We start from the raw sequence: 22,077 nt of genomic DNA, 5'->3' as shown, positions 1-22,077 counted from the left end.
CGGATGGGCGCGCCCGGGTCAGCCGGCCTTGCGCAGGTCGGCGATCATCGCGTCGATGTCGCCCCGGCGCCGGTCGAGCATCGCGCCGATCTCGGTCCGCTCGGTGAGCAGCATGTTCACGCCCTCGACGTACATGTTGTAGAAGCGCCCCGACTTCTCGCCGACGAAGAAGGTCACCTCGAAGGGCGACTGGCCGCGCAGCTTGGCGACGGTCGCGACCTGGTAGGCGTTCTTCACCTTCTGCGTACCCGCGACGGTGATCTCGCTGCCGATGAACTCGCGGAACTGCTTGCCGTACTTGCGCGCGGCATAGCCCTGGAAGGCAGCGGTGAAGGCCTTCTTCTGCTCGCCCGTGGCGCGCCGGCCGTCGGCCCCCATCACGTAGGCGGCGATGTAGGGCATGTCGCCGTAGCGCACGAAGATGCGCTCGAACTCGGCGATCATCGCGGGCTCGGAGGCGCCCGAGGCGATCACCGCGTTGACGTCCCGCACCAGAGCGGTGACCAGCTGCTCGGCCTGTGCCGCGCTGGCGGCCTGCGCCGCGCCCGGAAGCACGCCCAGCGCGCCGACGGCCAGGACCCCGGCGAAGAACCCGCGCCCGATGAACCCGCGCCTGTCGATGAAACCCATGATCAGAATCCTTCCGTGTCCAAACCCTCGGGGTCGATGAACCCCGATCCCGCGATGCTGTCATCCCCCAGCTCGTGCCGGCGCTTCTCGAGCCAGATCACCCGCGCCTGCGCGTAGCTGTCGGCGCTGCCGAGCATCACCGCGTCGAGCGCGTCGCCGTACTCGCTGCGCTTGATCATCAGCTCTCCGACCCGCGCCCCGTAGCGGACATAGCGCTGCGGCGAGGGCAGGACATAGGCGAAGGGGTCGGTGAAGAAGTCGACGAACATGCCCACCGTCTCGCGCTCGGTCGAGGGGCCGAGCACCGGAAGCTCCATGTAGCCGCCCTCGGGCAGGCCCCAGACGTAGAGCGTTTCGCCGAAATTGCTGCGATCGTCGGGCAGGCCCATCGGGCCGGCGATGTCGATCAGGCCGGCGAGGCCGAGCGTCGCGTTGATCGAGAACCGCAGCGTGTTCCGCGACGCCCGCAGCAGCCGTCCCTGCAGCAGCTGATTCACCACGGTCTGCGGCAGAGCGACCGTATCCGAGAAATTCACCACCCCATTTTTGACAGGTTCTGGCAGTTTTTCGATGAATCCGGGCTCTCCGTCGCCCGATAGGCGGGAATAAACCTTCTTGTTAAAAGCATGTACACGGCGATTGGCGGGTTCTTGCGGATCGAACACGCCGTTCTGCATTTCCCCGGGTCCGGGTGTCGCGCAGCCAGTGAGGCCCATGATAAGAGCTAGGCCCGCAAAAGCCCGAAAAGCAGGAGCACGGCCAGCCTGGGTGGGAATTCGCATTAGGAAATGTCCGATCTTGATGTACAAGATCTTCCTAGTGGCAAACGTCGCGGGCCCCAAGGGGTCAAGCGTGGCACGCAGCCGCCGTGTTTCAAATGTGACATGAAGATTCTTCGTATCTGCTTTCGCAGACGGGAACTTCAAGATTGGAGAGCGATATAGCGCTCATGCAAAATAGAGTTAAAGCCGCAGGGGCAGACGAACTCGCTGCCATCCGCAAGCAAAGCCGGCCCTACTACTGGTTTGTCGGCATTTTCAGTTTTTTTGTCAATCTGTTGATGCTCACCGGCCCGCTCTACATGCTGCAGGTCTATGACCGCGTGCTCGGCTCCCGGTCCGAGGCGACGCTGCTGGCGCTGACCGCGCTCGTGGTGTTCCTCTACGGCATGATGGGCGTGATCGACTACGCCCGCGGACGGGTCATGGCCCGCGTCGCCGCGCGCTTCCAGGCGGCGCTCGACATGCGCGTCTTCGACGCCGTGATCCGGCGCTCCTCGGTCAAGATGGACGAGCTCGCCGCGACCGGCCTGAAGGACCTCGAGGCCGTGCAGCGCTTCATCGCCTCGCCGGTGCTCATGGCGCTCTTCGACCTGCCCTTCACCCCGCTCTTCATCGCGGGGATCTTCGTCTTCCACGCCTGGCTCGGCTACCTCGCCATCATCGGCGGGCTGGTGCTGGTGGTCATCACCGTGCTCAACCAGACGCTCAGCCGCACGCCGACGCTGAAATCCAACCGCGCCGTGCTGATCGCCGAGCAGACCTCCGAGCAGATCCGCCTCGACGCCGAGACGGTGCAGGCCATGGGCATGCGCCGCGCCGCCTTCCAGCGCTGGGACCGCGCCCGCTCGGAATCGCTGAGCGGCCAGATCTCGACCAACGACCTCGTCGGCACCTTCTCCACCATGACCAAGAGCTTCCGGATGCTGCTGCAGTCGGCGATGCTGGGTCTTGGCGCCTACCTGGTGCTGAAGAACGAGCTGACCGCCGGTGCGATGATCGCCGGCTCGATCCTGATGGGCCGCGCGCTCGCACCGATCGAGCTTGCCATCGGGCAATGGCCGCTGGTGACCCGCGCCCGCAAGGGCTGGGACAACCTCTCGGACCTCCTGGGCGAGATGCCCGCGGAGCCGTCCCGCACCGCGCTGCCGAAGCCGCGCGCCCTGCTCGAGGTGCAACAGCTCACCGTCGTGCCGCCGGGAGAGCAGCAGGCCGCGCTGCGCCTCGTGTCCTTCGACCTGCAGCCGGGCCACGCCGTGGGCGTGATCGGCTCCTCGGGGGCCGGCAAGTCGACGCTCGCCCGCGCGATCACCGGGGTCTGGCGTCCCGCCGGCGGGCGCATCCGCCTCGATGGCGCGACGCTCGACCAGTATGACGAGGATCTCGGCAAGCACATCGGCTACCTGCCGCAGCGGGTGAGCCTGTTCGACGGCACCATCGCCGAGAACATCGCCCGGCTTGCCGCCCAGCCCGATCCCGAGAAGATCGTCGAGGCGGCCAAGAAGGCCGACGCGCACGAGATGATCCTCAAGTTGCCCAAGGGCTACGACACCCGCGTCACCGCCACCGGCGGGCGGCTCTCGGGCGGCCAGATGCAGCGCATCGGCCTGGCCCGGGCGATGTACGGTGATCCCGTCATCCTCGTGCTCGACGAGCCCAACTCGAACCTCGACAACGAGGGCAGCGAGGCGGTGAACGCCGCGATCCGCCGCCTCAAGGAAGAGGGCAAGGCCGTGCTCATCATGGCGCACCGCCCGGCCGCGATCCGCGAATGCGACATGCTGCTGATGCTCGAGCACGGCGCCCGCGTCGCCTTCGGTCCGAAGGACGAGGTGCTGCGCTCGCAAGTCAAGAACCACGAACAGATTACCCGGCACGCCGGGCCCGGAGGTGTCCGCTGATGTCGCAAGAGACCGACAAGCGATTCCCGCTGAGAAAACCGCTGATGCTGGGGCTCGGCGCCCTGCTGCTGCTGGTCGGGGGCTTCGGCACCTGGGCGGCGACCACCAACATTTCCGGCGCCATCGTCGCCGGCGGCCAGATCCAGGTCGAGCGCAACCGCCAGGTCGTGCAGCACCCGGACGGCGGCGTGGTGCAGGAGATCCTCGTCGACGAGGGCGACACGGTCGAGGAGGGCCAGGTGCTGGTCAAGCTCGACCCGACGCTGCTGCAGTCCGAGCTGAACATCGTCGAGGGCCAGTACTTCGAACTCGTCGCCCGCCGCGCCCGCCTGCAGGCCGAGCGTGACAACTCCGACGAGCTGACCTTCGACGACACGCTGCTGAAGGTGGCCGAGTACGACAAGGAAGTGGACGAGCTGGTCGAAGGCCAGCGCACCCTCTTCTTCGCCCGGCTCGACACGCTCGAGCGCGAGACCGAGCAGCTGACCAAGCGCCGCGAGCAGATCGGCAACCAGGTCGAGGGGATCGACGCGCAGCAGACCGCGCTGAAGAACCAGCTGGCGCTGATCGAGAAGGAACTGGGCGACCAGCAATCCCTGCTCGACCGCGGCCTCGCGCAGGCGAGCCGCGTGCTCGCCCTGCAGCGCGAGGAGGCACGGCTCTCGGGCGAGGTGGGTGATCTCACCGCGCAGAAGGCCGAGGCAGAGGGCCGGATGACCGAGATCGACATCGAGGTGCTGAAGCTTTCGACCACGCGCCGCGAAGAGGCGATCACCCAGCTGCGCGACATGCAGTACCGCGAGCGCGAGCTTGCCGAGCAGCGCTCGGCCCTGCTCGAGAAGCTCAAGCGGATGGAAATCCGCGCGCCCGTCAGCGGCGTGGTCTACGGGCTGACGGTCTTTGCGCCGCGCTCGGTGATCCGTGCCGCCGACCCGGTGCTCTACCTCGTGCCGCAGGATCGCCCGCTGGTGATCACCGCGCAGGTGCCGCCGATCCACATCGACCAGGTCCATGTCGGCCAGAAGGTGACGCTGCGCTTCTCGGCGCTCGACCAGCGCCGCACGCCGGAGACCTTCGGCACGGTGACGCAGATCTCGGCCGACGCCTTCACCGACCAGCACACCTCGTCCAGCTTCTACCGCGCCGAGATCATGCTCGACGAGGGCCAGATCGAACGCCTGCCCGAGGGCTCGACCCTGGTGCCCGGCATGCCGGTCGAGGCCTTCCTGCGCACCGCGGACCGCACCCCGCTCGCCTACCTCGTGAAACCCTTCACCGACTACTTCTCGAAGGCGTTCCGCGAGTAACGACGCGCCACACTTTTGATGAGGGGCCGCATCCATCCGGATCGCGGCCCCTTTTCTTTGCCCCCGCCGGGGTCTAGCGTCCGCTCAGACCAGAAGGAGGCCCCCATGACCGATATCACCGCCCGCCTTGAAGAGCTCGGCCTGACGCTGCCGGACGCCCCTGCCCCGGCCGCGAACTACGTGCCCTTCGTGAAGAGCGGCACCATGCTCTACGTCTCGGGCCAGATCAGCATGGGCGAGGACGGCCTGATCACCGGCAAGCTCGGCGACACGCTCGATGTCGAGGCCGGCGCCAAGGCCGCGCAGCGCTGCGCGCTGGCGCTGATCGCCCAGGCCAAGGCCGCCTGCGACGGCGACCTGTCGAAGCTGAAGCGCGTGGTGAAGCTGGTGGGCTTCGTCAACTCCACCCCCGAGTTCACCGAGCAGCCCAAGGTGATCAACGGCGCCTCGGACCTGATGGTCGCGGTCTTCGGCGACGCCGGCAAGCACGCGCGCTCCGCCGTCTCCGCCGCGGCCCTGCCCCTCGGCGTGGCGGTCGAGATCGAAGCGATCTTCGAGCTCGCCTGATGACCGATCTGCCCGCCGCCTTTCTCGAACGGCCCATCGCGCACCGCGCCCTGCACGACCTCGCGGCGGGCCGCCCCGAGAATTCCCTGTCCGCCATCTCCGCCGCGATCGAGGCGGGCTACGGCATCGAGATCGACCTGCAGCTCTCCTCCGACGGGGTGCCGATGGTCTTTCACGACGAGCGGCTCGAACGGCTGACCGGGGCGCGCGGGCTGCTCGGCGCGCGCGACGCGGCCGAGCTCTCGGCGCTGCGGCTGAAGGGCAGCGACGAGGGCATCCCGACCCTCGCCGAGGTGCTGGAACTGGTCGCCGGCCGCGTGCCGCTGCTCATCGAGATCAAGGACCAGGACGGCGCGCTCGGGCCGGACGTCGGCCCGCTCGAGACCGCCGTGACCAACGCGCTGCGCGGCTACGAGGGCCCGGTCGCGGTCATGTCCTTCAACCCGCATTCCGTCGCGCGCATGGCCCGGCTCGCCCCGAAGGTGCCGCGCGGGCTGACCACCGAGGCCTTCGCCCCCCACGACTGGCCGGGCGTGCCGGGCTCGCGGCTCGAGGAGCTGCGCGGCATCCCCGACTACGCCCGCACCGGCGCCAGCTTCATCTCGCACGGCTGGACCGATCTCGCCTCGCCGCGCGTGGCCGAGCTCAGGCAGCAGGGCGCGGCGATCCTCTGCTGGACCATCCGCTCGCCCGAGCAGGAGGCACAGGCCCGCGCCGTGGCCCAGAACGTGACCTTCGAGCATTATCTCGCGTGAGCGTGTCTTGATCCCGGCGCCGCCGGGGTCAGATAGTGCCCACAGGATGCCCAGCGCCGAGATCACGCCATGACCGATCAGAGCCACCGCCCGGACCAGGCCACTGGCGGCGCCATCGCCGTCCGGATGCTGACCTCGCTGCAGCAGATCGCCGAGGAGGACTGGGACGCCTGTGCCTGCCCCGAGGCGGCGCAGGGCGGACGCCCGGACGATCCCTTCACCACCTGGCGCTTCCTGCGCGCGCTCGAGCGCTCCGGCTCGGTCGGGCGCGGCACCGGCTGGGACCCGCGCTACCTCGTGGCGGAAAAGGCAGGACGGATCATCGCCGTGGCGCCGCTCTACGCCAAGGGCCACAGCCAGGGCGAGTACATCTTCGACCACAGCTTCGCCCATGCCTACGAGCAGGCGGGCGGGCGCTACTATCCCAAGCTGCAGATCGCCGTGCCCTTCACCCCCGCCACCGGGCGGCGCTTCCTCACCCGCCCCGGCCACGAGGCCGAGGGCATGACGGCGCTGGTGCAGGGCGCGGTGCAGGTCACTGCCGAGAACGACCTTTCCTCGCTGCATGTCACCTTCTGCACCGAAGGCGAGGCCATCGCCGGCGAGCGCATGGGGCTCCTGCGGCGGATCACCCAGCAGTTCCACTGGCTGAACCGCGGCTACGCGGATTTCGAGGCCTTCCTCGCCGACCTCAGCTCGCGCAAGCGCAAGGCGATCCGCAAGGAGCGCGCCCGGGCGCAGGACTTCGGCGGCGACATCCGCATGCTGACCGGCGACGAGATCGAGCCCGAACACTGGGACGCCTTCTGGACCTTCTACCAGGACACCGGCGGCAGGAAGTGGGGCACCCCGTACCTGACCCGCGCCTTCTTCGACGAGGTCCATGCGACGATGCGCGGCGACGTGGCGCTGGTGCTCTGCGAGCGCGACGGCCGGCCGGTGGCGGGCGCGCTCAACTTCATCGGCCGCGACGCGCTGTTCGGCCGCTACTGGGGCTGCACCGAGGATCACCCCTGCCTGCATTTCGAGGCGTGCTACTATCAGGCCATCGACTTCGCCATCGCGCGGGATCTGTCGCGGGTCGAGGCCGGGGCGCAGGGCGAGCACAAGCTGGCGCGCGGATACCTGCCGAGCCTGACCCATTCGCTGCACTGGTTCCCCGACAAGGGCTTTGCCCGCGCCGTGGCGCACTATCTGGAGGCCGAGGCACGGGCCGTGGACGAGGACATCGAGGTGCTCACCGCCTACGGGCCGTTCCGAAAGGACCACGGGAAGGACACCCAATGACCGAAAAGCTCTCCGACACCGGCCGCGACACGATGCTGGCCCCGCTGCTCGAAAACGGCTGGGAGCTGAACGAGGCCGAGGACACGCTCTGCAAGACCTTCACCTTCGCCGATTTCACCGAGGCCTTCGGCTGGATGACCCGCGCCGCGCTCTGGGCCGAGAAGTGGAACCACCACCCGGACTGGCGCAACGTCTACAGGACGGTGGAGGTGAAGCTCACCACCCATGACGTGGGCGGGCTCTCGGCGCTCGACGCCAAGCTCGCGCGCAAGCTCGACTCGCTCTGAGCCGCAGGCGAGAAGCGCCGGGCGGCGGCGCCCGGCGCGGCGCCCCTGCCACCCGCCGCGCCCGCGGCAAGGTCGCGCCATGCGTATTTGGAAAGAGAAGAAGCGCAGCCTTGTCCTTCTTCTCTTTCCAAATACGCAAATCCGGCGACGCCAGCAGCGCCGCCGGTCGTGTCTCGGCTCAGAGCGCGGCCAGCAGCGCCTCGCCGCCCGAGATCTCGCAGGTGCCCGGGCTCTCCTCGGCGTGGAAGAGCTTCACCACCCCGTCCTCGACCAGCATCGCGTAGCGCTTCGAGCGCTGCAGCAGCCCGGCGGGCGGCGCCGAGAACTCCATGCCGATCGCGGTGGTGAAGGCGCTCTCGGGATCGGCGAGCATGGTCAGCCCGGCCTCGGTCGCGCCCGTGGCCTCGCCCCAGGCCTTCATCACGAAGGGATCGTTGACCGAGACGCAGATGATCTCGTCGACGCCCTTGGCGTCAAAGCCGTCCTTGGTGCGGATGAAGCTCGGTACGTGCGCCGAGGAACAGGTCGGCGTGTAGGCGCCGGGAACGGCGAAGATCACCACCGTGCGGCCCTTCACCTTGTCCTTGAGCGCGACCTGCTCGGGGCCGGCCGCGCCGATCTTCACCAGCGTTGCCTCGGGAAGCGTGTCTCCAGCGGATAGCGCCATGCGTCTCTCTCCATCATTTGCGTTTCCGACATGGCGAGATATAGGTTTCGCGCAACTCACGGGAAAGCGGAAAGAGGACGGGCATGGGGCATGTTGTGGTGATCGGCGCGGGACAGGCCGCGGCCTCGCTGGTGGCGCGGCTGCGCGGCAAGGGGTTCGAGGGCGAGATCACCGTGATCGGCGCCGAGACCGAGCCGCCCTACCAGCGCCCGCCGCTCTCCAAGGCCTACCTGCTGGGCGAGATGGAAAAGGACCGGCTCTACCTCCGCCCGCGCGCCTATTACGACGAGCAGGACATCACGCTGATGCTGGGCGAGCCCGCCGTGTCGGTCGACACCGGGGCGCGCCATGTCATCGCGGGCGGGCGCGAGATCGCCTATGACGATCTGGTCTTCTGCACCGGCTCGGCGCCGCGCCGCCTGCCCGCCGCGATCGGCGGCGAGCTCGACGGCGTCTGCGTCGTGCGCGGCATCGCCGACGTCGACGCCATGCGCGCCCGCTTCACCCCGGGCGCCCGGGTGCTGATCGTCGGCGGCGGCTACATCGGGCTCGAGGCGGCGGCGGTGGCCTGCAAGCTCGGGCTGCAGGTGACGCTGGTCGAGATGGCCGAGCGCATCCTGCAGCGCGTCGCCGCGCCCGAGACCTCGGACTGGTTCCGCGCCCTGCACGCGGGCCATGGCGTCGACCTGCGCGAGGGCGTCGGGCTTGGCCGGCTGGTCGGCGTGGATGGCAGGGTCACGGCGGCGGAGCTGACCGACGGCACCAGCCTGCCGGTCGATTTCGTCATCGTCGGCGTCGGCATCCTGCCCGAGACCTCGGTCGCCGAGGCCGCGGGCATCGCCATCCAGAACGGCATCCGCACCGACGCGATGGGCCGCTGCTCGGCCCCCGGCGTCTGGGCCGCGGGCGACTGCGCCTCCTTCCCGCTCGGCGGCGCGCAGATGCGGCTCGAGAGCGTCGGCAATGCCATCGACATGGCCGAGGCGGTGGCCGACAACATCATGGGAGCGGATGCGCCCTACCAGCCGAAGCCGTGGTTCTGGTCCGACCAGTACGACGTGAAGCTGCAGATCGCCGGGCTCAACGCGGGCTACGACCGGGTCGTGGTGCGGGATGGCGGCGCGGGGCCGGTGTCGCACTGGTACTACCGCGAGGGCCGGCTGATCGCGCTCGACGCGATGAACGATCCGCGCGCCTACATGGTCGGCAAGCGGCTGATCGAGGCCGGCAGGAGCGCCGATCCCGAGGTGGTGGCCGATGCGGAAAGCGACCTCAAGGCGTTGCTGAAGCCATGAGGATCATCGCCGGAGACTGGCGCGGCCGGGCGCTGAGCGCCGTCGGCAAGGGCGATCCGGGCGCGCATCTGCGCCCGACCACCGACCGGGTGCGCGAGAGCCTCTTCAACATGCTGGGCGGCGGGCGCTTCGGCGAGCCCTTCGAGGGGGCGACGGTGCTCGACCTCTTCGCCGGCACCGGCGCGCTGGGGCTCGAGGCGCTGTCGCGCGGCGCGGTCTCGGCCACCTTCGTCGACGACGGGCGCGTGGCGCAGAAGCTGATCCGGCAGAACATCCGCCTGCTCGGCTGCGAGGACCGGGCGCGGCTCCTTTCCTGCAATGCCACCCGCCTGCCCGCCGCCGAGGCGCAGGCGACGCTGGTCTTCCTCGATCCGCCCTACGGCCAGTCGCTCGGCGGCCGGGCGCTCGAGGCGGCACGGGCGCAGGGCTGGCTCGCCCCGGGCGCGCTGATCGTCTGGGAAGAGAGCGGCCCGCAGGCGGCGCCCGAGGGGTTCGCCCCGCTCGACAGCCGCCGCTACGGCGACACGACGGTGACGCTGCTCGAGGCGCCCTGAGCGGACGGCGCCTGACGTGGGGGCGGCGACTTGCCGGAAATTCGCGACCACTTGTCGCGCGGGCCCTGCGTTTCTATAACCGCCGCAACTTCAGGGGAGCCGATCCATGCGTTTCGACCAGCGCCATCTTCTGGGCATCGAGCCCCTTCGTCCGGATGAAATCACCACCCTGCTCGATCTGGCCGAGCGCTACGTGACCCTGTCGCGCCAGCGCGACAAGCACGCCAACGCGCTGGCCGGGCTCACCCAGATCAACATGTTCTTCGAGAACTCGACCCGCACGCAGTCCAGCTTCGAGCTGGCGGGCAAGCGGCTCGGGGCGGACGTGATGAACATGTCGATGCAGGCGAGCTCGATCAAGAAGGGCGAGACGCTGATCGACACGGCGCTCACGCTCAACGCCATGCATCCCGACCTGCTGGTCGTGCGCCATCCCCAGTCCGGCGCGGTGGACCTGCTGGCGCAGAAGGTGAACTGCGCGGTGATCAACGCCGGCGACGGCAAGCACGAGCACCCGACGCAGGCGCTGCTCGACGCGCTGACCATCCGCCGCGCCAAGGGCCGGCTGCACCGGCTCAACATCGCCATCTGCGGCGACATCGCCCATTCGCGCGTGGCGCGCTCGAACCTGCTGCTGCTGCACAAGATGGAGAACCGCATCCGGCTCGTCGGCCCCGCCACGCTGATGCCCTCGGGCATCGCCGACTTCGGCGCCGAGGTCTACGACGACATGGCCGAGGGGCTGAAGGACGTCGACGTGGTGATGATGCTGCGGCTTCAGAAAGAGCGCATGGACGGCGGCTTCATCCCCTCCGAGCGGGAGTATTACCACCGCTGGGGCCTCGACGCCGAGAAGCTCGCCCATGCCAAGCCCGATGCCATCGTCATGCACCCCGGCCCGATGAACCGCGGCGTCGAGATCGACGGCACCATCGCCGACGACATCAACCGCTCGGTGATCCAGGAGCAGGTCGAGATGGGTGTCGCCGTGCGCATGGCGGCGATGGACCTGCTGGCGCGCAACCTGCGTGCCCGGCCCACCGACCTTGCGGTCTGAGCGGGGGGCGGCATGACCAAGATGCACATCAACGGATCGATGGACGGCGAGGTGCGCCTCTTTCACCTCGACCTGCCCCCCGAGGCGGTCGAGCGGTTCACCACCCAGGCCGGCACCGGGGAGTTCCCGCTGCAATACGCGCTTGGCGCGCGCAGGCTGCGGCCATCGCGGATCGACGTGGTCTCGATCCGCGACCTCGGGGAGATGTCGCTCTCGTCCTACCTTGCCGAGGCCTACCAGCTGGGCGGCGACGCCTTCCGCGAGATGAAGCCGCGCATCGACGCGCTGAAGGGCCACGTGGTGATCCTGCCCAGCCCGGCCTTCGACCACACCTCGCAGGACCTGACGATCTCGAGCCCGCTGCGCTGGATCGGCACCTTCAACGAGGCCGGCGGCTCCGGCGCGCCCGCCCGCCGGCTGCGCAGCACCTCGACGCGCGGCAGCATGGATCGCCCCGGCCCCGGTGGCCCGGCGCCGCGCAGCCGCGTGCTGACCTACGTTCTTCTCGGGCTCGGCGTGCTGGCGCTGCTGCTGCTCGCCGCCTTCTTCCGGGCGGCCTGATGCGCCCGCCCGCCGCCCCGACCCTGACCTCGCCTTCCGGAGCCTCCGAATGAAAGACAAGCTGCTCTACAACGCCCGGCTGATCGACCCCGAGGCCGGAACCGTCTCGGAAGGCGCGCTGCTGCTCTCGGGTGGCCGGATCAAGGCGGTGGTGACCTCGGCCGACGAGATCGCCAAGCTGGCCGGGCAGACCGAGGCGCAGGACCTGAACCGCGCCTACGTGGCGCCGGGCATCGTCGATCTAGGCGTCAAGGTGGGCGAGCCGGGAGAGCGCCACAAGGAAAGCTTCAAGACCGCAGGGCTTGCCGCCGCCGCCGGGGGCGTGACCACCATGGTCACCCGCCCCGACACCGCGCCGGCCATCGACACGCCCGAGGTGCTGGAATTCATCCGCCGCCGCGCCAACGAGACCGCGCCGGTCAACGTGCTGCCCATGGCCGCGCTGACCAAGGGCCGCGAGGGGCGCGAGATGACCGAGCTCGGCTTCCTGCTCGACGCGGGGGCCGTGGCCTTCACCGATTGCGACCGCGTGGTGACCGACACCAAGGTGCTGTCGCGCGCCATGACCTATGCCCGCTCGCTCGGTGCGCTGGTCATCGGCCACCCGCAGGAGCCGATCCTGTCCAAGGGCGCCGCCGCCAGCTCGGGCAAGTTCGCCTCGCTCCGCGGGCTGCCCTCGGTCTCGCCGATGGCCGAGCGCATGGGGCTCGACCGGGACATCGCGCTCGTCGAGATGACCGGCGTGCGCTACCACGCCGACCAGATCACCACCGCCCGCGCGCTTCCGGCGCTGGAGCGGGCGAAGAACAACGGCTTCGACGTGACCGCGGGCATCTCGATGCACCACCTCACGCTCAACGAGATGGACGTGGCCGACTACCGCACCTTCTTCAAGGTGACGCCGCCGCTGCGCTCGGAAGACGACCGGCAGGCGGTGCTGGAGGCGCTGCGCGGCGGGCTGATCGACGTGATCGGTTCGTTCCACACGCCGCAGGACGAGGAATCCAAGCGCCTTCCCTTCGAGGAGGCCGCCTCGGGCGCGGTGGGTCTCGAGACCATGCTGCCGGTGCTGCTGCGGCTCTACCACGCGGGCGAGGTCGACCTGCCCACGCTGTTCCGCGGCCTGTCACTGAACCCCGCCAAGAGGCTCGGCCTCGACTGCGGCCGCCTCGCGGCGGGCGCGCCGGCCGATCTCGTGATCTTCGACGCCGACAAGCCCTTCATCCTCGACCGCTTCAAGCTGCAGTCGAAATCCAAGAACACGCCCTTCGACGGCGCGCGTCTGCAGGGCAAGGTCCTGCAGACGCTCGTCGCCGGCACCCCCGTCTGGAGCGCCTGACATGCTGCCCGAGATCACCTCTTCGGCTCCCGTGCTGACCCTCTGGGCGGTGCTGGGCTACCTGCTCGGCTCGATCCCCTTCGGCCTGCTGCTGACCCGAGCCATGAACCTCGGCGACCTGCGCTCGATCGGCTCGGGCAACATCGGCGCGACCAACGTGCTGCGCACCGGCAACAAGGCCGCGGCGGCGGGCACGCTGATCCTCGACGGCGGCAAGGGCGCGGTGGCGGTGCTGCTGGCGCGCTGGCTGGCGGGCGAGGACGCGGCGCAGCTCGCAGGTCTCGCGGCCTTCCTCGGCCATTGCTACCCGGTCTGGCTGAAGTTCAAGGGCGGCAAGGGCGTCGCGACCTTCATCGGCCTCGTCCTTGCGCTGCACTGGCCGGTCGGGCTGATCACCTGCGCCACCTGGCTTGCCGGGGCGGCCATGTCGCGCATCTCGTCGGTGGGCGCGCTGGTGGCGGCGCTGCTCTCGACGGTCTGGATGGTGCTCTTCGGCCAGATCGAGATGACCGCGCTGACGCTGGTGCTGACCGCGCTGATCTTCTGGCGGCACCGCAGCAACATCGACCGCATCCGCAAGGGCACCGAGTCGAAGATCGGCCAGAAGGGCTGACCTTCAAAGGCATGGCAGGGCCCGGCGGCAAGCCGGGCCGCGCCGTTCAGAGCTTGCCGCCGAGGTGCAGGTCGAGATCCTCGATCCGGTCCTGTCCCCAGAACTTCTCGCCCGCCTCGGTGATCCAGAAGGGCGATCCGAAGACCCCGGCCCCCACCGCCTCTTCAAGGTTTGCCGCGTAGGTCTCGGCCCCGACCAGCAGCCCGCTGTCGGCCAACGCCGGATCGAAGCCGTTCGCCTCGAGCGCCGCCTTGATCACCGCATCCTCGGCGATGTCCTTCTCCTCGGCCCAGCAGTTCCGCAACAGCGTGTGGATCAGCCCGCCGAGATTGCCGCCCCCGGCCCGGTCCGCCGCGATGATCGCGTAGGAGGCCGGCGCGGCATTGGTCGGCCAGAACATCGGCTTGAGGTTCAGCGGCAGCCCGGCCTTGCGCGCCTGCCGCGGCAGGTCGACGTTGCGGTAGTCGATCCGCGACGGGTGACGCTGGCCGAGGGGCGCGCCGCCGGTGCGCGGGAAGAGCGCCATGATGTCGAAGGGCTTGTAGACCACCTCGGCCCCGTGCTTCGCCGCAACCTCCTCGAACCGCGGCCCGGCGAGGTAGGCAAAGGGCGACAACATCGAAAAATAGTACTGGATTTGTGCCATGGGGTCACATGCCCTTCCGTGTATCTTTGCCCCACGCTAACTGCGTGTTAAGGCGACCGCAACGTCACGAATCTGTCATTCCGTAACGCCGGAGCCTCCCAAATGCCCACCGTCATCGAACCCAAGCTCATCGCGGGTAATGCCAACAAGCCGCTCGCGACTGCCATCGCGCGCCGCATGTCGCTCTATCGCGGAGGCGCCGTCGGGCTCGTCGATGCGCGCGTCGAGCGGTTCAACGACCAGGAAATCTTCGTCGAGGTCTACGAGAACGTCCGCGGCGAGGACATGTACATCCTCCAGCCGACCTCGAACCCGGCGAACGACAACCTGATGGAACTGCTGATCATGGCCGACGCGCTGCGCCGGTCCTCGGCCGCGCGCATCACCGCCGTGATCCCCTACTTCGGCTACGCCCGCCAGGACCGCCGCACCAAGGCGCGCACCCCGATCACCGCCAAGCTGGTCGCCAACATGATCCACGAGGCCGGCGTCGAGCGGGTGCTGACCATGGACCTGCACGCCGCGCAGATCCAGGGCTTCTTCGACATCCCCGTCGACAACCTCTACGCCTCGCCGATCTTCGCGCTCGACATCCAGCAGCAGTTCAAGGACTCGCTGCAGGACGTCATGGTGATCTCGCCGGACGTCGGCGGCGTGGCCCGTGCCCGCGAGCTGGCCAAGCGGATCAACGCGCCGCTCGCCATCGTCGACAAGCGCCGCGAGAAGCCGGGCGAGATCGCCGAGATGACCGTGATCGGTGACGTCACCGGCAAGAAGTGCATCATCGTCGACGACATCTGCGACACCGCCGGCACGCTGTGCAAGGCCGCCGAGGTGCTGATGGACCACGGCGCGACCGAGGTGCACGCCTACATCACCCACGGCGTGCTGTCCGGCCCCGCCGTCGAGCGCGTCACCAAGTCGGTGATGAAGTCGCTGGTGATCACCGACTCGATCGCCGCCACCGATGCCGTCGCCGCCGCGCCGAACATCCGCATCCTGCCGACCGCGCCGATCTTCGCACAGGCGATCCTGAACATCTGGAACGGCACCTCGGTGTCGTCGCTGTTCGAGACCGAAGTGCTCGGCCCGATCTACGAAGGCATCCTCTGATGGCCTCGCGCCCGCCGCTCATCCGGCGGGCGCGCCCCGCGGACCTCGCTGCGATCGAAGCGATCGTCGAGGCCGCCTATTCCCCCTACATCCCGCGCATGGGGCGCGAGCCCGGCCCGATGCTCGACGACTACGCGGCGCTGATCGCCGCGGAGCGCGTCCACGTGGCCGAGACCGGCGGCGAGGTGGCGGGCCTCCTGGTGCTGCTGCCGCAGGCGGACGCGCTGCTGCTCGACAACATCGCCGTCTCGCCCCGCGCGCAGGGCAAGGGTGTCGGCCGCGCGCTCATGGAACTCGCCGAGACCGAGGCGCGCGACGCCGGTTTCGACCGAATCCGTCTCTACACCAACGTCCTGATGACCGAGAATCTCGTGCTCTACCCCCGTCTCGGCTACCGCGAGACCGGCCGGGTGACCGAGAAGGGCTTTGACCGGGTCTATTTCGAAAAGCCTATCTGAGCCCCCCGCCACGGTTTTTTCCCGCCATGCAGAGTCTGCATTGCGGGGTTCTCCTTACGTGGCTTGTGAGTCCGGCCGGAAATCCCGATGTGAGCGCCATCCCGAAATCAGGAGGCCATCATGGCAACGACGGACATTCACAGTCTTCCGACCGATTCCCGACGCGGTTCCTTCAGCCGCATCTTCGCACGCTTCCGGCTCGCCCGTTCGCGCCGCGCCGAATACCACCGCGTGGTGAACGAGCTTGAAGCCTTCAGCGATCGCGAACTCGCCGACATCGGCTTCCACCGCGCCAACATCCGCGACATCGCCTGGCAAGCCGCCTACGGCCGCTGAGGGCCGCAGCCTCCCCGCGGCCGGCTAGTAGATGAGCCAGTCATCCTCGCCCCGCACCTCCCCGATCGCCATCCAGGACAGACGCACGCGCGCCACGCGCGTGTCGGACCATGTGCGGAACACCATGTCGAACCCCGTCTCCGAGACATTCTCGGCCCCGAGGTCGGCACGGATGTTCCCGCCATTGTCGATGTCCCAGAGCGACAGCGAGACCTGAACGTTCGGCGGGCTCGCGAAGGGCTCGGAAAAGGCGATCCGGCGCCGGCGCTCGCGCTCGCCCGAGCCGGTCCACATGCTTCCGCCGCTCTCGAATTCCGAAAACAGATCCTCGTTGCCCTGGTCGATCCCGACCCAGGCGCCGCGCAATTTCCGCATCAGTCCTTCCCCATCCTCTTCGCCGGCAGTCTTGTGCAACTCTCCGGCGATTGGAATGGGAATTTTCCCTGAAGGGGTCGGAGCTTGGCGCTCAGTCGTCCGGCGTGCAGACGCGGATGCGGTGGCCGTCGGGATCGCGGGCAACGAAGGTGCGCCCGAAGACCGCGTCGAGCGGCGCCTGCTCGATCTCGACGCCCATCGCGCGCCAGGCCGCGTGCAGGCGCTCGACCTCGGCATCCGTGGGGACCATGAAGGCCAGCTCGGAACGGTGGCCGCTGCCGCCCGAGACGAAATCCCGCGCGGTCTCCGACCAGAGGCCCAGCGTCAGCCCGCCCTCGAAGGCAAAGGCGGCATAGGTCGGAAAGACCGCCTCGGGCGGCGTGCCGAGCAGCTTCTCGTAGAAGGCCGCGCTGGCGACCGGGTCGGCGACGTAGAAGAGGATGAGGTTGGGGGTCATGACGGGCTCCTGCAGGTGTTCTGCGCCCTGTCTAGCCCCGGGCCCTGTCAGGAACTGGCAGCAGCAACCCCTCCCTGCCCCCTCCCCTGCTTCCCGGAAGACCGCACCCCGGAAAAGCAGAAGGCCCCGCTTGCGCGGGGCCTTTGCATGTCTCGAACGCCAGGCTCAGTAGTTGAGGTTGGCCGCTTTCGGGTCGAGCCCGATATGCGTGCCCACCGCCACCATGTCCTGAAGCAGCTTGGCTGCCTCGTCCACGGGGCCCGGCTCGTTCTCGGGAGCAGCTTCCTTCGCGGCCTTGTAGGCCATGACAGCTTCTTCCACGAGCGCGTCGTAGGTCGCCTGGTCCATGTCGCCATGCGGCACGGCCTTCTCGGCCAGCACGCTGACCGACTGACCGATCTCGGCAAAGCCGCCGGTGACGACGAACTCGTGCGTGCCGGTCTCGGTCTCGACCTTGAGGATGCCCGGACGCAGCGTGGTGATCATCGGCGCGTGGTTGGGCATCGCCGTCAGATCGCCCTCGGTGCCCGGAATCTGCACTGCCTTGACGGCAGCCGACATCAGGTTGCGCTCGGGGCTCACCAGGTCGAATTGCATCGTTTCAGCCATTTGGGCCTCCGGTTACTGGGGGGCGCGAAGCCCCCCGCTGGTCTCAGGCTGCGTCTGCGGCCAGTTTCTCGGCCTTCGCGAGCACTTCGTCGATGCCGCCGACCATGTAGAAGGCGCCTTCCGGCAGGTGGTCGTACTCGCCGTTCACCACAGCCTTGAACGACTTGATGGTGTCCTCAAGCGGAACCTGCACACCGTCGGAGCCGGTGAACACCTTCGCCACGTCGAACGGCTGGCTGAGGAAGCGCTGGATCTTCCGGGCGCGGGCCACGGTCAGCTTGTCCTCTTCCGACAGTTCGTCCATGCCGAGGATCGCGATGATGTCCTGCAGCGACTTGTAGCGCTGGAGGATACCCTGCACGTCACGGGCAACGTTGTAGTGCTCTTCGCCGATCACGGCCGGGTCGAGGAGGCGCGACGAGGAGTCGAGCGGGTCCACGGCCGGGTAGATGCCGAGTTCGGAGATCGAACGGTTGAGAACGGTCGTCGCGTCGAGGTGCGCGAAGGTCGTGGCGGGCGCCGGGTCGGTAAGGTCGTCCGCGGGCACGTACACGGCCTGGATCGAGGTGATCGAGCCGTTCTTGGTCGAGGTGATGCGTTCCTGCATCGCGCCCATGTCGGTTGCCAGCGTCGGCTGGTAGCCCACTGCGGACGGGATACGGCCGAGAAGTGCGGACACTTCCGAGCCTGCCTGCGTGAAGCGGAAGATGTTGTCCACGAAGAACAGAACGTCGGTGCCGGACTGGTCACGGAACTGCTCGGCCAGGGTCAGGCCGGTCAGGGCGACGCGAGCACGGGCTCCCGGCGGTTCGTTCATCTGGCCGTAGACCAGCGCCACCTGCGATTCCTCGAGGTTGTCGGGCTTGATCACGTTGGATTCGATCATCTCGTGGTAGAGGTCGTTGCCCTCACGGGTCCGCTCGCCAACACCGGCGAACACGGAGAAGCCCGAGTGCACCTTTGCGATGTTGTTGATCAGTTCCATGATGAGAACGGTCTTGCCCACGCCGGCGCCGCCGAACAGGCCGATCTTGCCGCCCTTGGCGTAGGGCGCCAGCAGGTCGATGACCTTGATGCCGGTGACCAGGATTTCCGACTCGGTCGACTGTTCGTCGAACTGCGGGGCCGGCTGGTGGATCGAGCGGGTCTCGGTTGCGTTGACCGGGCCCTTTTCGTCGACGGGCTCGCCGACGACGTTCAGGATACGGCCGAGGGTCGCGTTGCCGACCGGCACCGAGATCGGGCCGCCGGTGTCTGCCACGGCCTGGCCGCGGACGAGACCTTCGGTCGCGTCCATGGCGATGGTGCGAACGGTGTTCTCACCCAGGTGCTGGGCGACTTCCAGAACCAGTTTCTTGCCTTCGTTTTCGGTGGTCAGCGCGTTCAGGATCTCGGGCAGGTGGTCGTCGAACTTCACGTCGACCACGGCGCCGATGACCTGGGTCACTTTGCCTTTTGCGTTTGCCATTTATCGTCTCCGGTTCTTAGAGCGCCTCGGCGCCCGAGATGATTTCGATCAGTTCGTTGGTGATGACCGCCTGACGCGAACGGTTGTACTCAATCGTCAGCCTGTCGATCATGTCGCCCGCGTTGCGCGTGGCGTTGTCCATGGCGCTCATCCGAGCCCCCTGTTCCGAGGCCGCGTTCTCCAGCAGAGCCGAGAAGATCTGGGTTGCGACGCCACGGGGCAGGAGATCGGCAAGGATGGCTTCCTCGCCGGGCTCGTATTCGTAGAGCGTGGACCCGCCAGCGTCACCCTCGGGCGCGTCGAACTGCGCCGGGATCACCTGTTGCGCCGTCGGGACCTGGGAGATCACCGACTGGAACTTCGAGTAGAAGATGGTCGCCACGTCGAACTCGCCGGCGTCGAAACGCACGATGATGTCCTTCGCGATGCCCTGGGCGTCGGCGTAGCCGATCTTCTTGACATCGCTCAGGTCGACGTGACCGACGAACAGGTCGCCGTAGTCACGCTTGAGCTGCTCGCGGCCCTTCTTGCCGACGGTGAGGATCTTCACCGTCTTGCCAGCGGACTTGAGCGTTTCGATATGGGTCCGCGCCTTCTTCACGATGGAGCTGTTGAAGCCCCCGCAAAGGCCGCGCTCGGCGGTCATGACGACGAGCAGGTGCACGTCGTCGTTCCCGGTTCCCGAGAGCAGTTTCGGCGCAGTCGCGCTACCGCCCACCGACGCGGCCAGAGCACCGAGCAGCGCGTTGAAGCGCTCGGTGTAAGGCCGCGACATCTCGGCCGCATCCTGTGCCCGCCGCAGTTTTGCGGCGGCCACCATCTGCATGGCCTTGGTGATCTTCCGGGTCGACTTGACCGAGGAGATGCGGTTCTTGAGGTCCTTGAGGCTAGGCATAATCCTGTCCTTTCAGGGCGCTCAGGCGTAGGTCGCGGCGAATTCGTCGAGCACTGCCTTCAGCTTGTCCGCGGGTTCACCCTTGATCTTCGGATCGGTGGTTTCGATCCAGTCGAGGATGTCCTTGCGCTGGCCGCGCAGGAACGCGAGCAGGGCTGCTTCGTACTTGCCGACTTCCTTCACCGGAACGTTGTCCAGGTAGCCGTTGGTGCCCGCGAAGATGATGCAGACGATCTCGGCGTTGGTCAGCGGCGAGTACTGCGGCTGTTTCATCAGCTCGGTCAGGCGCGCGCCACGGTTCAGCAGCTTCTGGGTCGACGCATCGAGGTCCGAACCGAACTGGGCGAAGGCCGCCATCTCGCGGTACTGCGCGAGCGACAGTTTCACCGGGCCGGCAACCGAGGACATCGCCTTGGTCTGAGCGGACGAGCCCACGCGCGACACCGACAGACCGGTGTTCACGGCCGGGCGGATGCCCTGGAAGAACAGTTCGGTCTCGAGGAAGATCTGGCCGTCGGTGATCGAGATCACGTTGGTCGGGATGAAGGCCGACACGTCGCCGCCCTGGGTCTCGATGATCGGCAGCGCGGTCAGCGAGCCGGCACCGTGATCCTCGTTCAGCTTCGCCGAACGCTCGAGCAGGCGCGAGTGGAGGTAGAACACGTCGCCCGGGTAGGCTTCACGTCCCGGCGGACGGCGCAGAAGCAGCGACATCTGGCGGTAGGACACGGCCTGCTTGGACAGGTCATCATAGATGATGAGGGCGTGCTTGCCGTTGTCGCGGAAGTACTCGGCCATCGCGGTCGCGGTGTAGGGCGCGAGGTACTGCATCGGTGCCGGGTCGGACGCGGTTGCGGCCACGACGATCGAGTAGTCGATCGCGCCGGTTGCTTCCAGACGCTTCACCAGCTGCGCAACGGTCGAGCGCTTCTGGCCGATCGCCACGTAGACGCAGTACAGCTTCTTGCTGTCGTCGTCGCCGGCGGCGTCGTTGTACGACTTCTGGTTCAGGATGGTGTCGAGCGCGATCGCGGTCTTGCCGGTCTGGCGGTCGCCGATGATCAGCTCGCGCTGGCCACGGCCGATCGGGATCATCGCGTCGACCGACTTGAGGCCGGTTGCCATCGGCTCGTGCACCGATTTGCGCGGGATGATGCCGGGGGCCTTCACGTCGGCGATGCGACGCTCGGAGGCTGCAATCGGGCCCTTGCCGTCGAGCGGGTTGCCGAGGCCGTCGACCACGCGGCCGAGCAGGGCTTCACCCGCCGGCACGTCCACGATCGAGTTGGTGCGCTTGACGACGTCGCCTTCCTTGATGTCCCGGTCGGAGCCGAAGATCACCACGCCGACGTTGTCCGCTTCCAGGTTCAGCGCCATGCCCATGATGCCGCCCGGGAACTCGACCATCTCGCCGGCTTTCACGCTGTCGAGACCGTGGACACGTGCGATACCGTCACCGACGGACAGCACGCGACCCACTTCTGCGACTTCGGCCTCCTGACCGAAGTTCTTGATCTGCTCCTTTAGGATCGCAGAAATCTCGGCTGCTTGGATACCCATTTATCCGACCTCTTTCATTGCATTCTGGAGGGAGTTGAGCTTCGAGCGGATCGACGTGTCGACCATCTTCGAGCCCACCTTAACAACGAGACCGCCGATGAGGCTCTCATCCACGGTCGATTTGATCTTCACGTCCGAGCCGATCTGCGACTTGAGGGTCGCGGCGAGCTCGGAGGCCTGAGCCGGGGTCAGCTCGATGGCGGAGGTCACCTCGGCGGTCACCTCACCCTTTTCTGCAGCGATCATCTCGCGCAGGTGGGCGATCAGTTGCGGCAGCGCGAAGAGACGGCGCTTCGAGGCCATCAGCCCCAGCGTGTTCGTCAGCACGGGCGCGAGGCCCATCTTCGCGGCGACAGCAGTGATAGCCTTGCCCTGCGCTTCGCGGGTGTAGACCGGCGAAGAGATCAGATCCTTCAGCTCGGCGCTTTCGCCCAGCGCGGCGGACAGATCGTCGATACCGCTCTCGAGCTTATCGAGCGCTTTTTCCTCTTTGGCGATCCCAAAGACCGCCGTGGCATAGCGTGCCGCGATGCCGCTGGAGATCGAAGCTGGTTCAGACAC

General features: G+C 67.9%; 26 protein-coding genes. 15 read left to right on the top strand and 11 right to left on the bottom strand.

Annotated features, from left to right (window positions below; all coding sequences use genetic code 11):
- Positions 1-18: 18 nt before the first annotated feature.
- The gene (locus tag PVT71_RS07135; protein ID WP_353473813.1) at positions 19-630 is read right to left on the bottom strand and encodes an ABC transporter substrate-binding protein; all 612 of its coding nucleotides are present in this window, start codon (positions 628-630) and stop codon (positions 19-21) included.
- Between the two features lie 2 nt (positions 631-632).
- Positions 633-1,307 (bottom strand): VacJ family lipoprotein, encoded by a 675-nt coding sequence (locus PVT71_RS07130; RefSeq protein WP_353473812.1) that lies wholly within the window; start codon positions 1,305-1,307, stop codon positions 633-635.
- A gap of 272 nt (positions 1,308-1,579) precedes the next feature.
- On the opposite strand from PVT71_RS07130, the gene PVT71_RS07125 reads away from it, so the two are divergent.
- The 6 genes from PVT71_RS07125 (at position 1,580) to PVT71_RS07100 (ending at position 7,513) form a co-directional block, all read left to right on the top strand.
- The gene (locus PVT71_RS07125) at positions 1,580-3,310 is read left to right on the top strand and encodes a type I secretion system permease/ATPase (protein WP_353473811.1); all 1,731 of its coding nucleotides are present in this window, start codon (positions 1,580-1,582) and stop codon (positions 3,308-3,310) included.
- Entirely contained in the window at positions 3,310-4,617 is a 1,308-nt protein-coding gene (locus tag PVT71_RS07120; RefSeq protein ID WP_353473810.1) for an HlyD family type I secretion periplasmic adaptor subunit, read from the top strand. Before PVT71_RS07125 ends, PVT71_RS07120 begins: the two co-directional genes overlap by 1 nt.
- Before the next feature lie 105 nt (positions 4,618-4,722).
- On the top strand, positions 4,723-5,184 hold the full coding sequence (locus PVT71_RS07115) for a RidA family protein (protein WP_353473809.1): 462 nt from the start codon (positions 4,723-4,725) through the stop codon (positions 5,182-5,184).
- Positions 5,181-5,939: a glycerophosphodiester phosphodiesterase family protein gene (locus PVT71_RS07110; protein WP_353473852.1), complete on the top strand. Its 759-nt coding sequence runs from the start codon at positions 5,181-5,183 to the stop codon at positions 5,937-5,939. The genes PVT71_RS07115 and PVT71_RS07110 overlap by 4 nt, the downstream gene beginning before the upstream one ends.
- Positions 5,940-6,008: 69 nt before the next feature.
- A complete protein-coding gene (locus PVT71_RS07105; RefSeq protein ID WP_353473808.1) occupies positions 6,009-7,226 on the top strand; it encodes a GNAT family N-acetyltransferase in 1,218 nt (405 codons plus the stop codon).
- Positions 7,223-7,513, top strand: a complete 291-nt coding sequence (locus tag PVT71_RS07100; protein ID WP_353473807.1) for a 4a-hydroxytetrahydrobiopterin dehydratase — start codon at positions 7,223-7,225, stop codon at positions 7,511-7,513. The genes PVT71_RS07105 and PVT71_RS07100 overlap by 4 nt, the downstream gene beginning before the upstream one ends.
- A gap of 178 nt (positions 7,514-7,691) precedes the next feature.
- On the opposite strand, the gene PVT71_RS07095 is transcribed toward PVT71_RS07100, so the two are convergent.
- Positions 7,692-8,180, bottom strand: a complete 489-nt coding sequence (locus tag PVT71_RS07095; protein WP_353473806.1) for a peroxiredoxin — start codon at positions 8,178-8,180, stop codon at positions 7,692-7,694.
- 83 nt (positions 8,181-8,263) lie between these two features.
- Here PVT71_RS07095 and PVT71_RS07090 point away from each other — a divergent pair, with 83 nt between their 5' ends.
- From PVT71_RS07090 to plsY, 6 genes are all read left to right on the top strand, one after another.
- Positions 8,264-9,475, top strand: coding sequence for an FAD-dependent oxidoreductase (locus PVT71_RS07090; RefSeq protein ID WP_353473805.1), 1,212 nt, complete (start codon positions 8,264-8,266; stop codon positions 9,473-9,475).
- On the top strand, positions 9,472-10,029 hold the full coding sequence (gene rsmD / locus PVT71_RS07085; RefSeq protein WP_353473804.1) for a 16S rRNA (guanine(966)-N(2))-methyltransferase RsmD: 558 nt from the start codon (positions 9,472-9,474) through the stop codon (positions 10,027-10,029). The genes PVT71_RS07090 and rsmD overlap by 4 nt, the downstream gene beginning before the upstream one ends.
- A 106-nt stretch (positions 10,030-10,135) precedes the next feature.
- Positions 10,136-11,086, top strand: a complete 951-nt coding sequence (locus tag PVT71_RS07080; RefSeq protein ID WP_353473803.1) for an aspartate carbamoyltransferase catalytic subunit — start codon at positions 10,136-10,138, stop codon at positions 11,084-11,086.
- Between the two features lie 12 nt (positions 11,087-11,098).
- Positions 11,099-11,647, top strand: coding sequence for an aspartate carbamoyltransferase catalytic subunit (locus PVT71_RS07075; RefSeq protein WP_353473802.1), 549 nt, complete (start codon positions 11,099-11,101; stop codon positions 11,645-11,647).
- A 49-nt stretch (positions 11,648-11,696) separates the two neighbouring features.
- On the top strand, positions 11,697-12,986 hold the full coding sequence (gene pyrC / locus PVT71_RS07070; RefSeq protein ID WP_353473801.1) for a dihydroorotase: 1,290 nt from the start codon (positions 11,697-11,699) through the stop codon (positions 12,984-12,986).
- 1 nt (position 12,987) lies between these two features.
- Positions 12,988-13,599: a glycerol-3-phosphate 1-O-acyltransferase PlsY gene (gene plsY / locus PVT71_RS07065; RefSeq protein ID WP_353473800.1), complete on the top strand. Its 612-nt coding sequence runs from the start codon at positions 12,988-12,990 to the stop codon at positions 13,597-13,599.
- Between the two features lie 46 nt (positions 13,600-13,645).
- Here plsY and PVT71_RS07060 read toward each other — a convergent pair whose 3' ends face one another.
- Positions 13,646-14,245 (bottom strand): 2-hydroxychromene-2-carboxylate isomerase, encoded by a 600-nt coding sequence (locus PVT71_RS07060; protein ID WP_353473799.1) that lies wholly within the window; start codon positions 14,243-14,245, stop codon positions 13,646-13,648.
- A gap of 102 nt (positions 14,246-14,347) precedes the next feature.
- Here PVT71_RS07060 and PVT71_RS07055 point away from each other — a divergent pair, with 102 nt between their 5' ends.
- From PVT71_RS07055 to PVT71_RS07045, 3 genes are all read left to right on the top strand, one after another.
- Positions 14,348-15,358 (top strand): ribose-phosphate pyrophosphokinase, encoded by a 1,011-nt coding sequence (locus tag PVT71_RS07055; RefSeq protein ID WP_353473798.1) that lies wholly within the window; start codon positions 14,348-14,350, stop codon positions 15,356-15,358.
- Positions 15,358-15,816 carry a GNAT family N-acetyltransferase gene (locus PVT71_RS07050; protein ID WP_353473797.1) on the top strand — a complete coding sequence of 153 codons (459 nt, stop codon included), beginning with the start codon at positions 15,358-15,360 and terminating at the stop codon, positions 15,814-15,816. The genes PVT71_RS07055 and PVT71_RS07050 overlap by 1 nt, the downstream gene beginning before the upstream one ends.
- Before the next feature lie 120 nt (positions 15,817-15,936).
- Positions 15,937-16,152, top strand: coding sequence for a DUF1127 domain-containing protein (locus PVT71_RS07045; protein ID WP_353473796.1), 216 nt, complete (start codon positions 15,937-15,939; stop codon positions 16,150-16,152).
- A gap of 24 nt (positions 16,153-16,176) precedes the next feature.
- Here PVT71_RS07045 and PVT71_RS07040 read toward each other — a convergent pair whose 3' ends face one another.
- From PVT71_RS07040 to PVT71_RS07010, 7 genes are all read right to left on the bottom strand, one after another.
- On the bottom strand, positions 16,177-16,527 hold the full coding sequence (locus tag PVT71_RS07040; protein ID WP_353473795.1) for an H-type lectin domain-containing protein: 351 nt from the start codon (positions 16,525-16,527) through the stop codon (positions 16,177-16,179).
- Between the two features lie 91 nt (positions 16,528-16,618).
- Positions 16,619-16,984: a VOC family protein gene (locus tag PVT71_RS07035; protein WP_353473794.1), complete on the bottom strand. Its 366-nt coding sequence runs from the start codon at positions 16,982-16,984 to the stop codon at positions 16,619-16,621.
- Positions 16,985-17,149: 165 nt separating this feature from the next.
- Complete coding sequence (locus tag PVT71_RS07030) at positions 17,150-17,593, bottom strand: F0F1 ATP synthase subunit epsilon (RefSeq protein WP_353473793.1); 444 nt, start codon at positions 17,591-17,593, stop codon at positions 17,150-17,152.
- A gap of 43 nt (positions 17,594-17,636) precedes the next feature.
- Positions 17,637-19,061: a F0F1 ATP synthase subunit beta gene (gene atpD, locus PVT71_RS07025; RefSeq protein WP_353473792.1), complete on the bottom strand. Its 1,425-nt coding sequence runs from the start codon at positions 19,059-19,061 to the stop codon at positions 17,637-17,639.
- Between the two features lie 16 nt (positions 19,062-19,077).
- Positions 19,078-19,956, bottom strand: coding sequence for a F0F1 ATP synthase subunit gamma (locus PVT71_RS07020; RefSeq protein ID WP_353473791.1), 879 nt, complete (start codon positions 19,954-19,956; stop codon positions 19,078-19,080).
- A 21-nt stretch (positions 19,957-19,977) separates the two neighbouring features.
- The gene (gene atpA, locus PVT71_RS07015; protein ID WP_353473790.1) at positions 19,978-21,516 is read right to left on the bottom strand and encodes a F0F1 ATP synthase subunit alpha; all 1,539 of its coding nucleotides are present in this window, start codon (positions 21,514-21,516) and stop codon (positions 19,978-19,980) included.
- A complete protein-coding gene (locus tag PVT71_RS07010; RefSeq protein WP_353473789.1) occupies positions 21,517-22,077 on the bottom strand; it encodes a F0F1 ATP synthase subunit delta in 561 nt (186 codons plus the stop codon).

It is taken from the genome of Salipiger sp. H15 (assembly GCF_040409955.1).
Lineage (GTDB): Bacteria > Pseudomonadota > Alphaproteobacteria > Rhodobacterales > Rhodobacteraceae > Salipiger.
Note: the sequence above shows the minus strand (reverse complement) of the source record. Positions and strands in the feature narration are given on the sequence as shown.

What these genes read in the sequence shown, in the direction of transcription:
- PVT71_RS07135 (WP_353473813.1), bottom strand. Translation starts at nt 630, where the DNA reads ATGGGTTTCATCGACAGGCGCGGGTTCATCGGGCGCGGGTTCTTCGCC.
- PVT71_RS07130 (WP_353473812.1), bottom strand. Translation starts at nt 1,307, where the DNA reads ATGCAGAACGGCGTGTTCGATCCGCAAGAACCCGCCAATCGCCGTGTA.
- PVT71_RS07125 (WP_353473811.1), top strand. Translation starts at nt 1,580, where the DNA reads ATGCAAAATAGAGTTAAAGCCGCAGGGGCAGACGAACTCGCTGCCATC.
- PVT71_RS07120 (WP_353473810.1), top strand. Translation starts at nt 3,310, where the DNA reads ATGTCGCAAGAGACCGACAAGCGATTCCCGCTGAGAAAACCGCTGATG.
- PVT71_RS07115 (WP_353473809.1), top strand. Translation starts at nt 4,723, where the DNA reads ATGACCGATATCACCGCCCGCCTTGAAGAGCTCGGCCTGACGCTGCCG.
- PVT71_RS07105 (WP_353473808.1), top strand. Translation starts at nt 6,009, where the DNA reads ATGACCGATCAGAGCCACCGCCCGGACCAGGCCACTGGCGGCGCCATC.
- PVT71_RS07100 (WP_353473807.1), top strand. Translation starts at nt 7,223, where the DNA reads ATGACCGAAAAGCTCTCCGACACCGGCCGCGACACGATGCTGGCCCCG.
- PVT71_RS07095 (WP_353473806.1), bottom strand. Translation starts at nt 8,180, where the DNA reads ATGGCGCTATCCGCTGGAGACACGCTTCCCGAGGCAACGCTGGTGAAG.
- PVT71_RS07090 (WP_353473805.1), top strand. Translation starts at nt 8,264, where the DNA reads ATGGGGCATGTTGTGGTGATCGGCGCGGGACAGGCCGCGGCCTCGCTG.
- rsmD (WP_353473804.1), top strand. Translation starts at nt 9,472, where the DNA reads ATGAGGATCATCGCCGGAGACTGGCGCGGCCGGGCGCTGAGCGCCGTC.
- PVT71_RS07080 (WP_353473803.1), top strand. Translation starts at nt 10,136, where the DNA reads ATGCGTTTCGACCAGCGCCATCTTCTGGGCATCGAGCCCCTTCGTCCG.
- PVT71_RS07075 (WP_353473802.1), top strand. Translation starts at nt 11,099, where the DNA reads ATGACCAAGATGCACATCAACGGATCGATGGACGGCGAGGTGCGCCTC.
- pyrC (WP_353473801.1), top strand. Translation starts at nt 11,697, where the DNA reads ATGAAAGACAAGCTGCTCTACAACGCCCGGCTGATCGACCCCGAGGCC.
- plsY (WP_353473800.1), top strand. Translation starts at nt 12,988, where the DNA reads ATGCTGCCCGAGATCACCTCTTCGGCTCCCGTGCTGACCCTCTGGGCG.
- PVT71_RS07060 (WP_353473799.1), bottom strand. Translation starts at nt 14,245, where the DNA reads ATGGCACAAATCCAGTACTATTTTTCGATGTTGTCGCCCTTTGCCTAC.
- PVT71_RS07055 (WP_353473798.1), top strand. Translation starts at nt 14,348, where the DNA reads ATGCCCACCGTCATCGAACCCAAGCTCATCGCGGGTAATGCCAACAAG.
- PVT71_RS07050 (WP_353473797.1), top strand. Translation starts at nt 15,358, where the DNA reads ATGGCCTCGCGCCCGCCGCTCATCCGGCGGGCGCGCCCCGCGGACCTC.
- PVT71_RS07045 (WP_353473796.1), top strand. Translation starts at nt 15,937, where the DNA reads ATGGCAACGACGGACATTCACAGTCTTCCGACCGATTCCCGACGCGGT.
- PVT71_RS07040 (WP_353473795.1), bottom strand. Translation starts at nt 16,527, where the DNA reads ATGCGGAAATTGCGCGGCGCCTGGGTCGGGATCGACCAGGGCAACGAG.
- PVT71_RS07035 (WP_353473794.1), bottom strand. Translation starts at nt 16,984, where the DNA reads ATGACCCCCAACCTCATCCTCTTCTACGTCGCCGACCCGGTCGCCAGC.
- PVT71_RS07030 (WP_353473793.1), bottom strand. Translation starts at nt 17,593, where the DNA reads ATGGCTGAAACGATGCAATTCGACCTGGTGAGCCCCGAGCGCAACCTG.
- atpD (WP_353473792.1), bottom strand. Translation starts at nt 19,061, where the DNA reads ATGGCAAACGCAAAAGGCAAAGTGACCCAGGTCATCGGCGCCGTGGTC.
- PVT71_RS07020 (WP_353473791.1), bottom strand. Translation starts at nt 19,956, where the DNA reads ATGCCTAGCCTCAAGGACCTCAAGAACCGCATCTCCTCGGTCAAGTCG.
- atpA (WP_353473790.1), bottom strand. Translation starts at nt 21,516, where the DNA reads ATGGGTATCCAAGCAGCCGAGATTTCTGCGATCCTAAAGGAGCAGATC.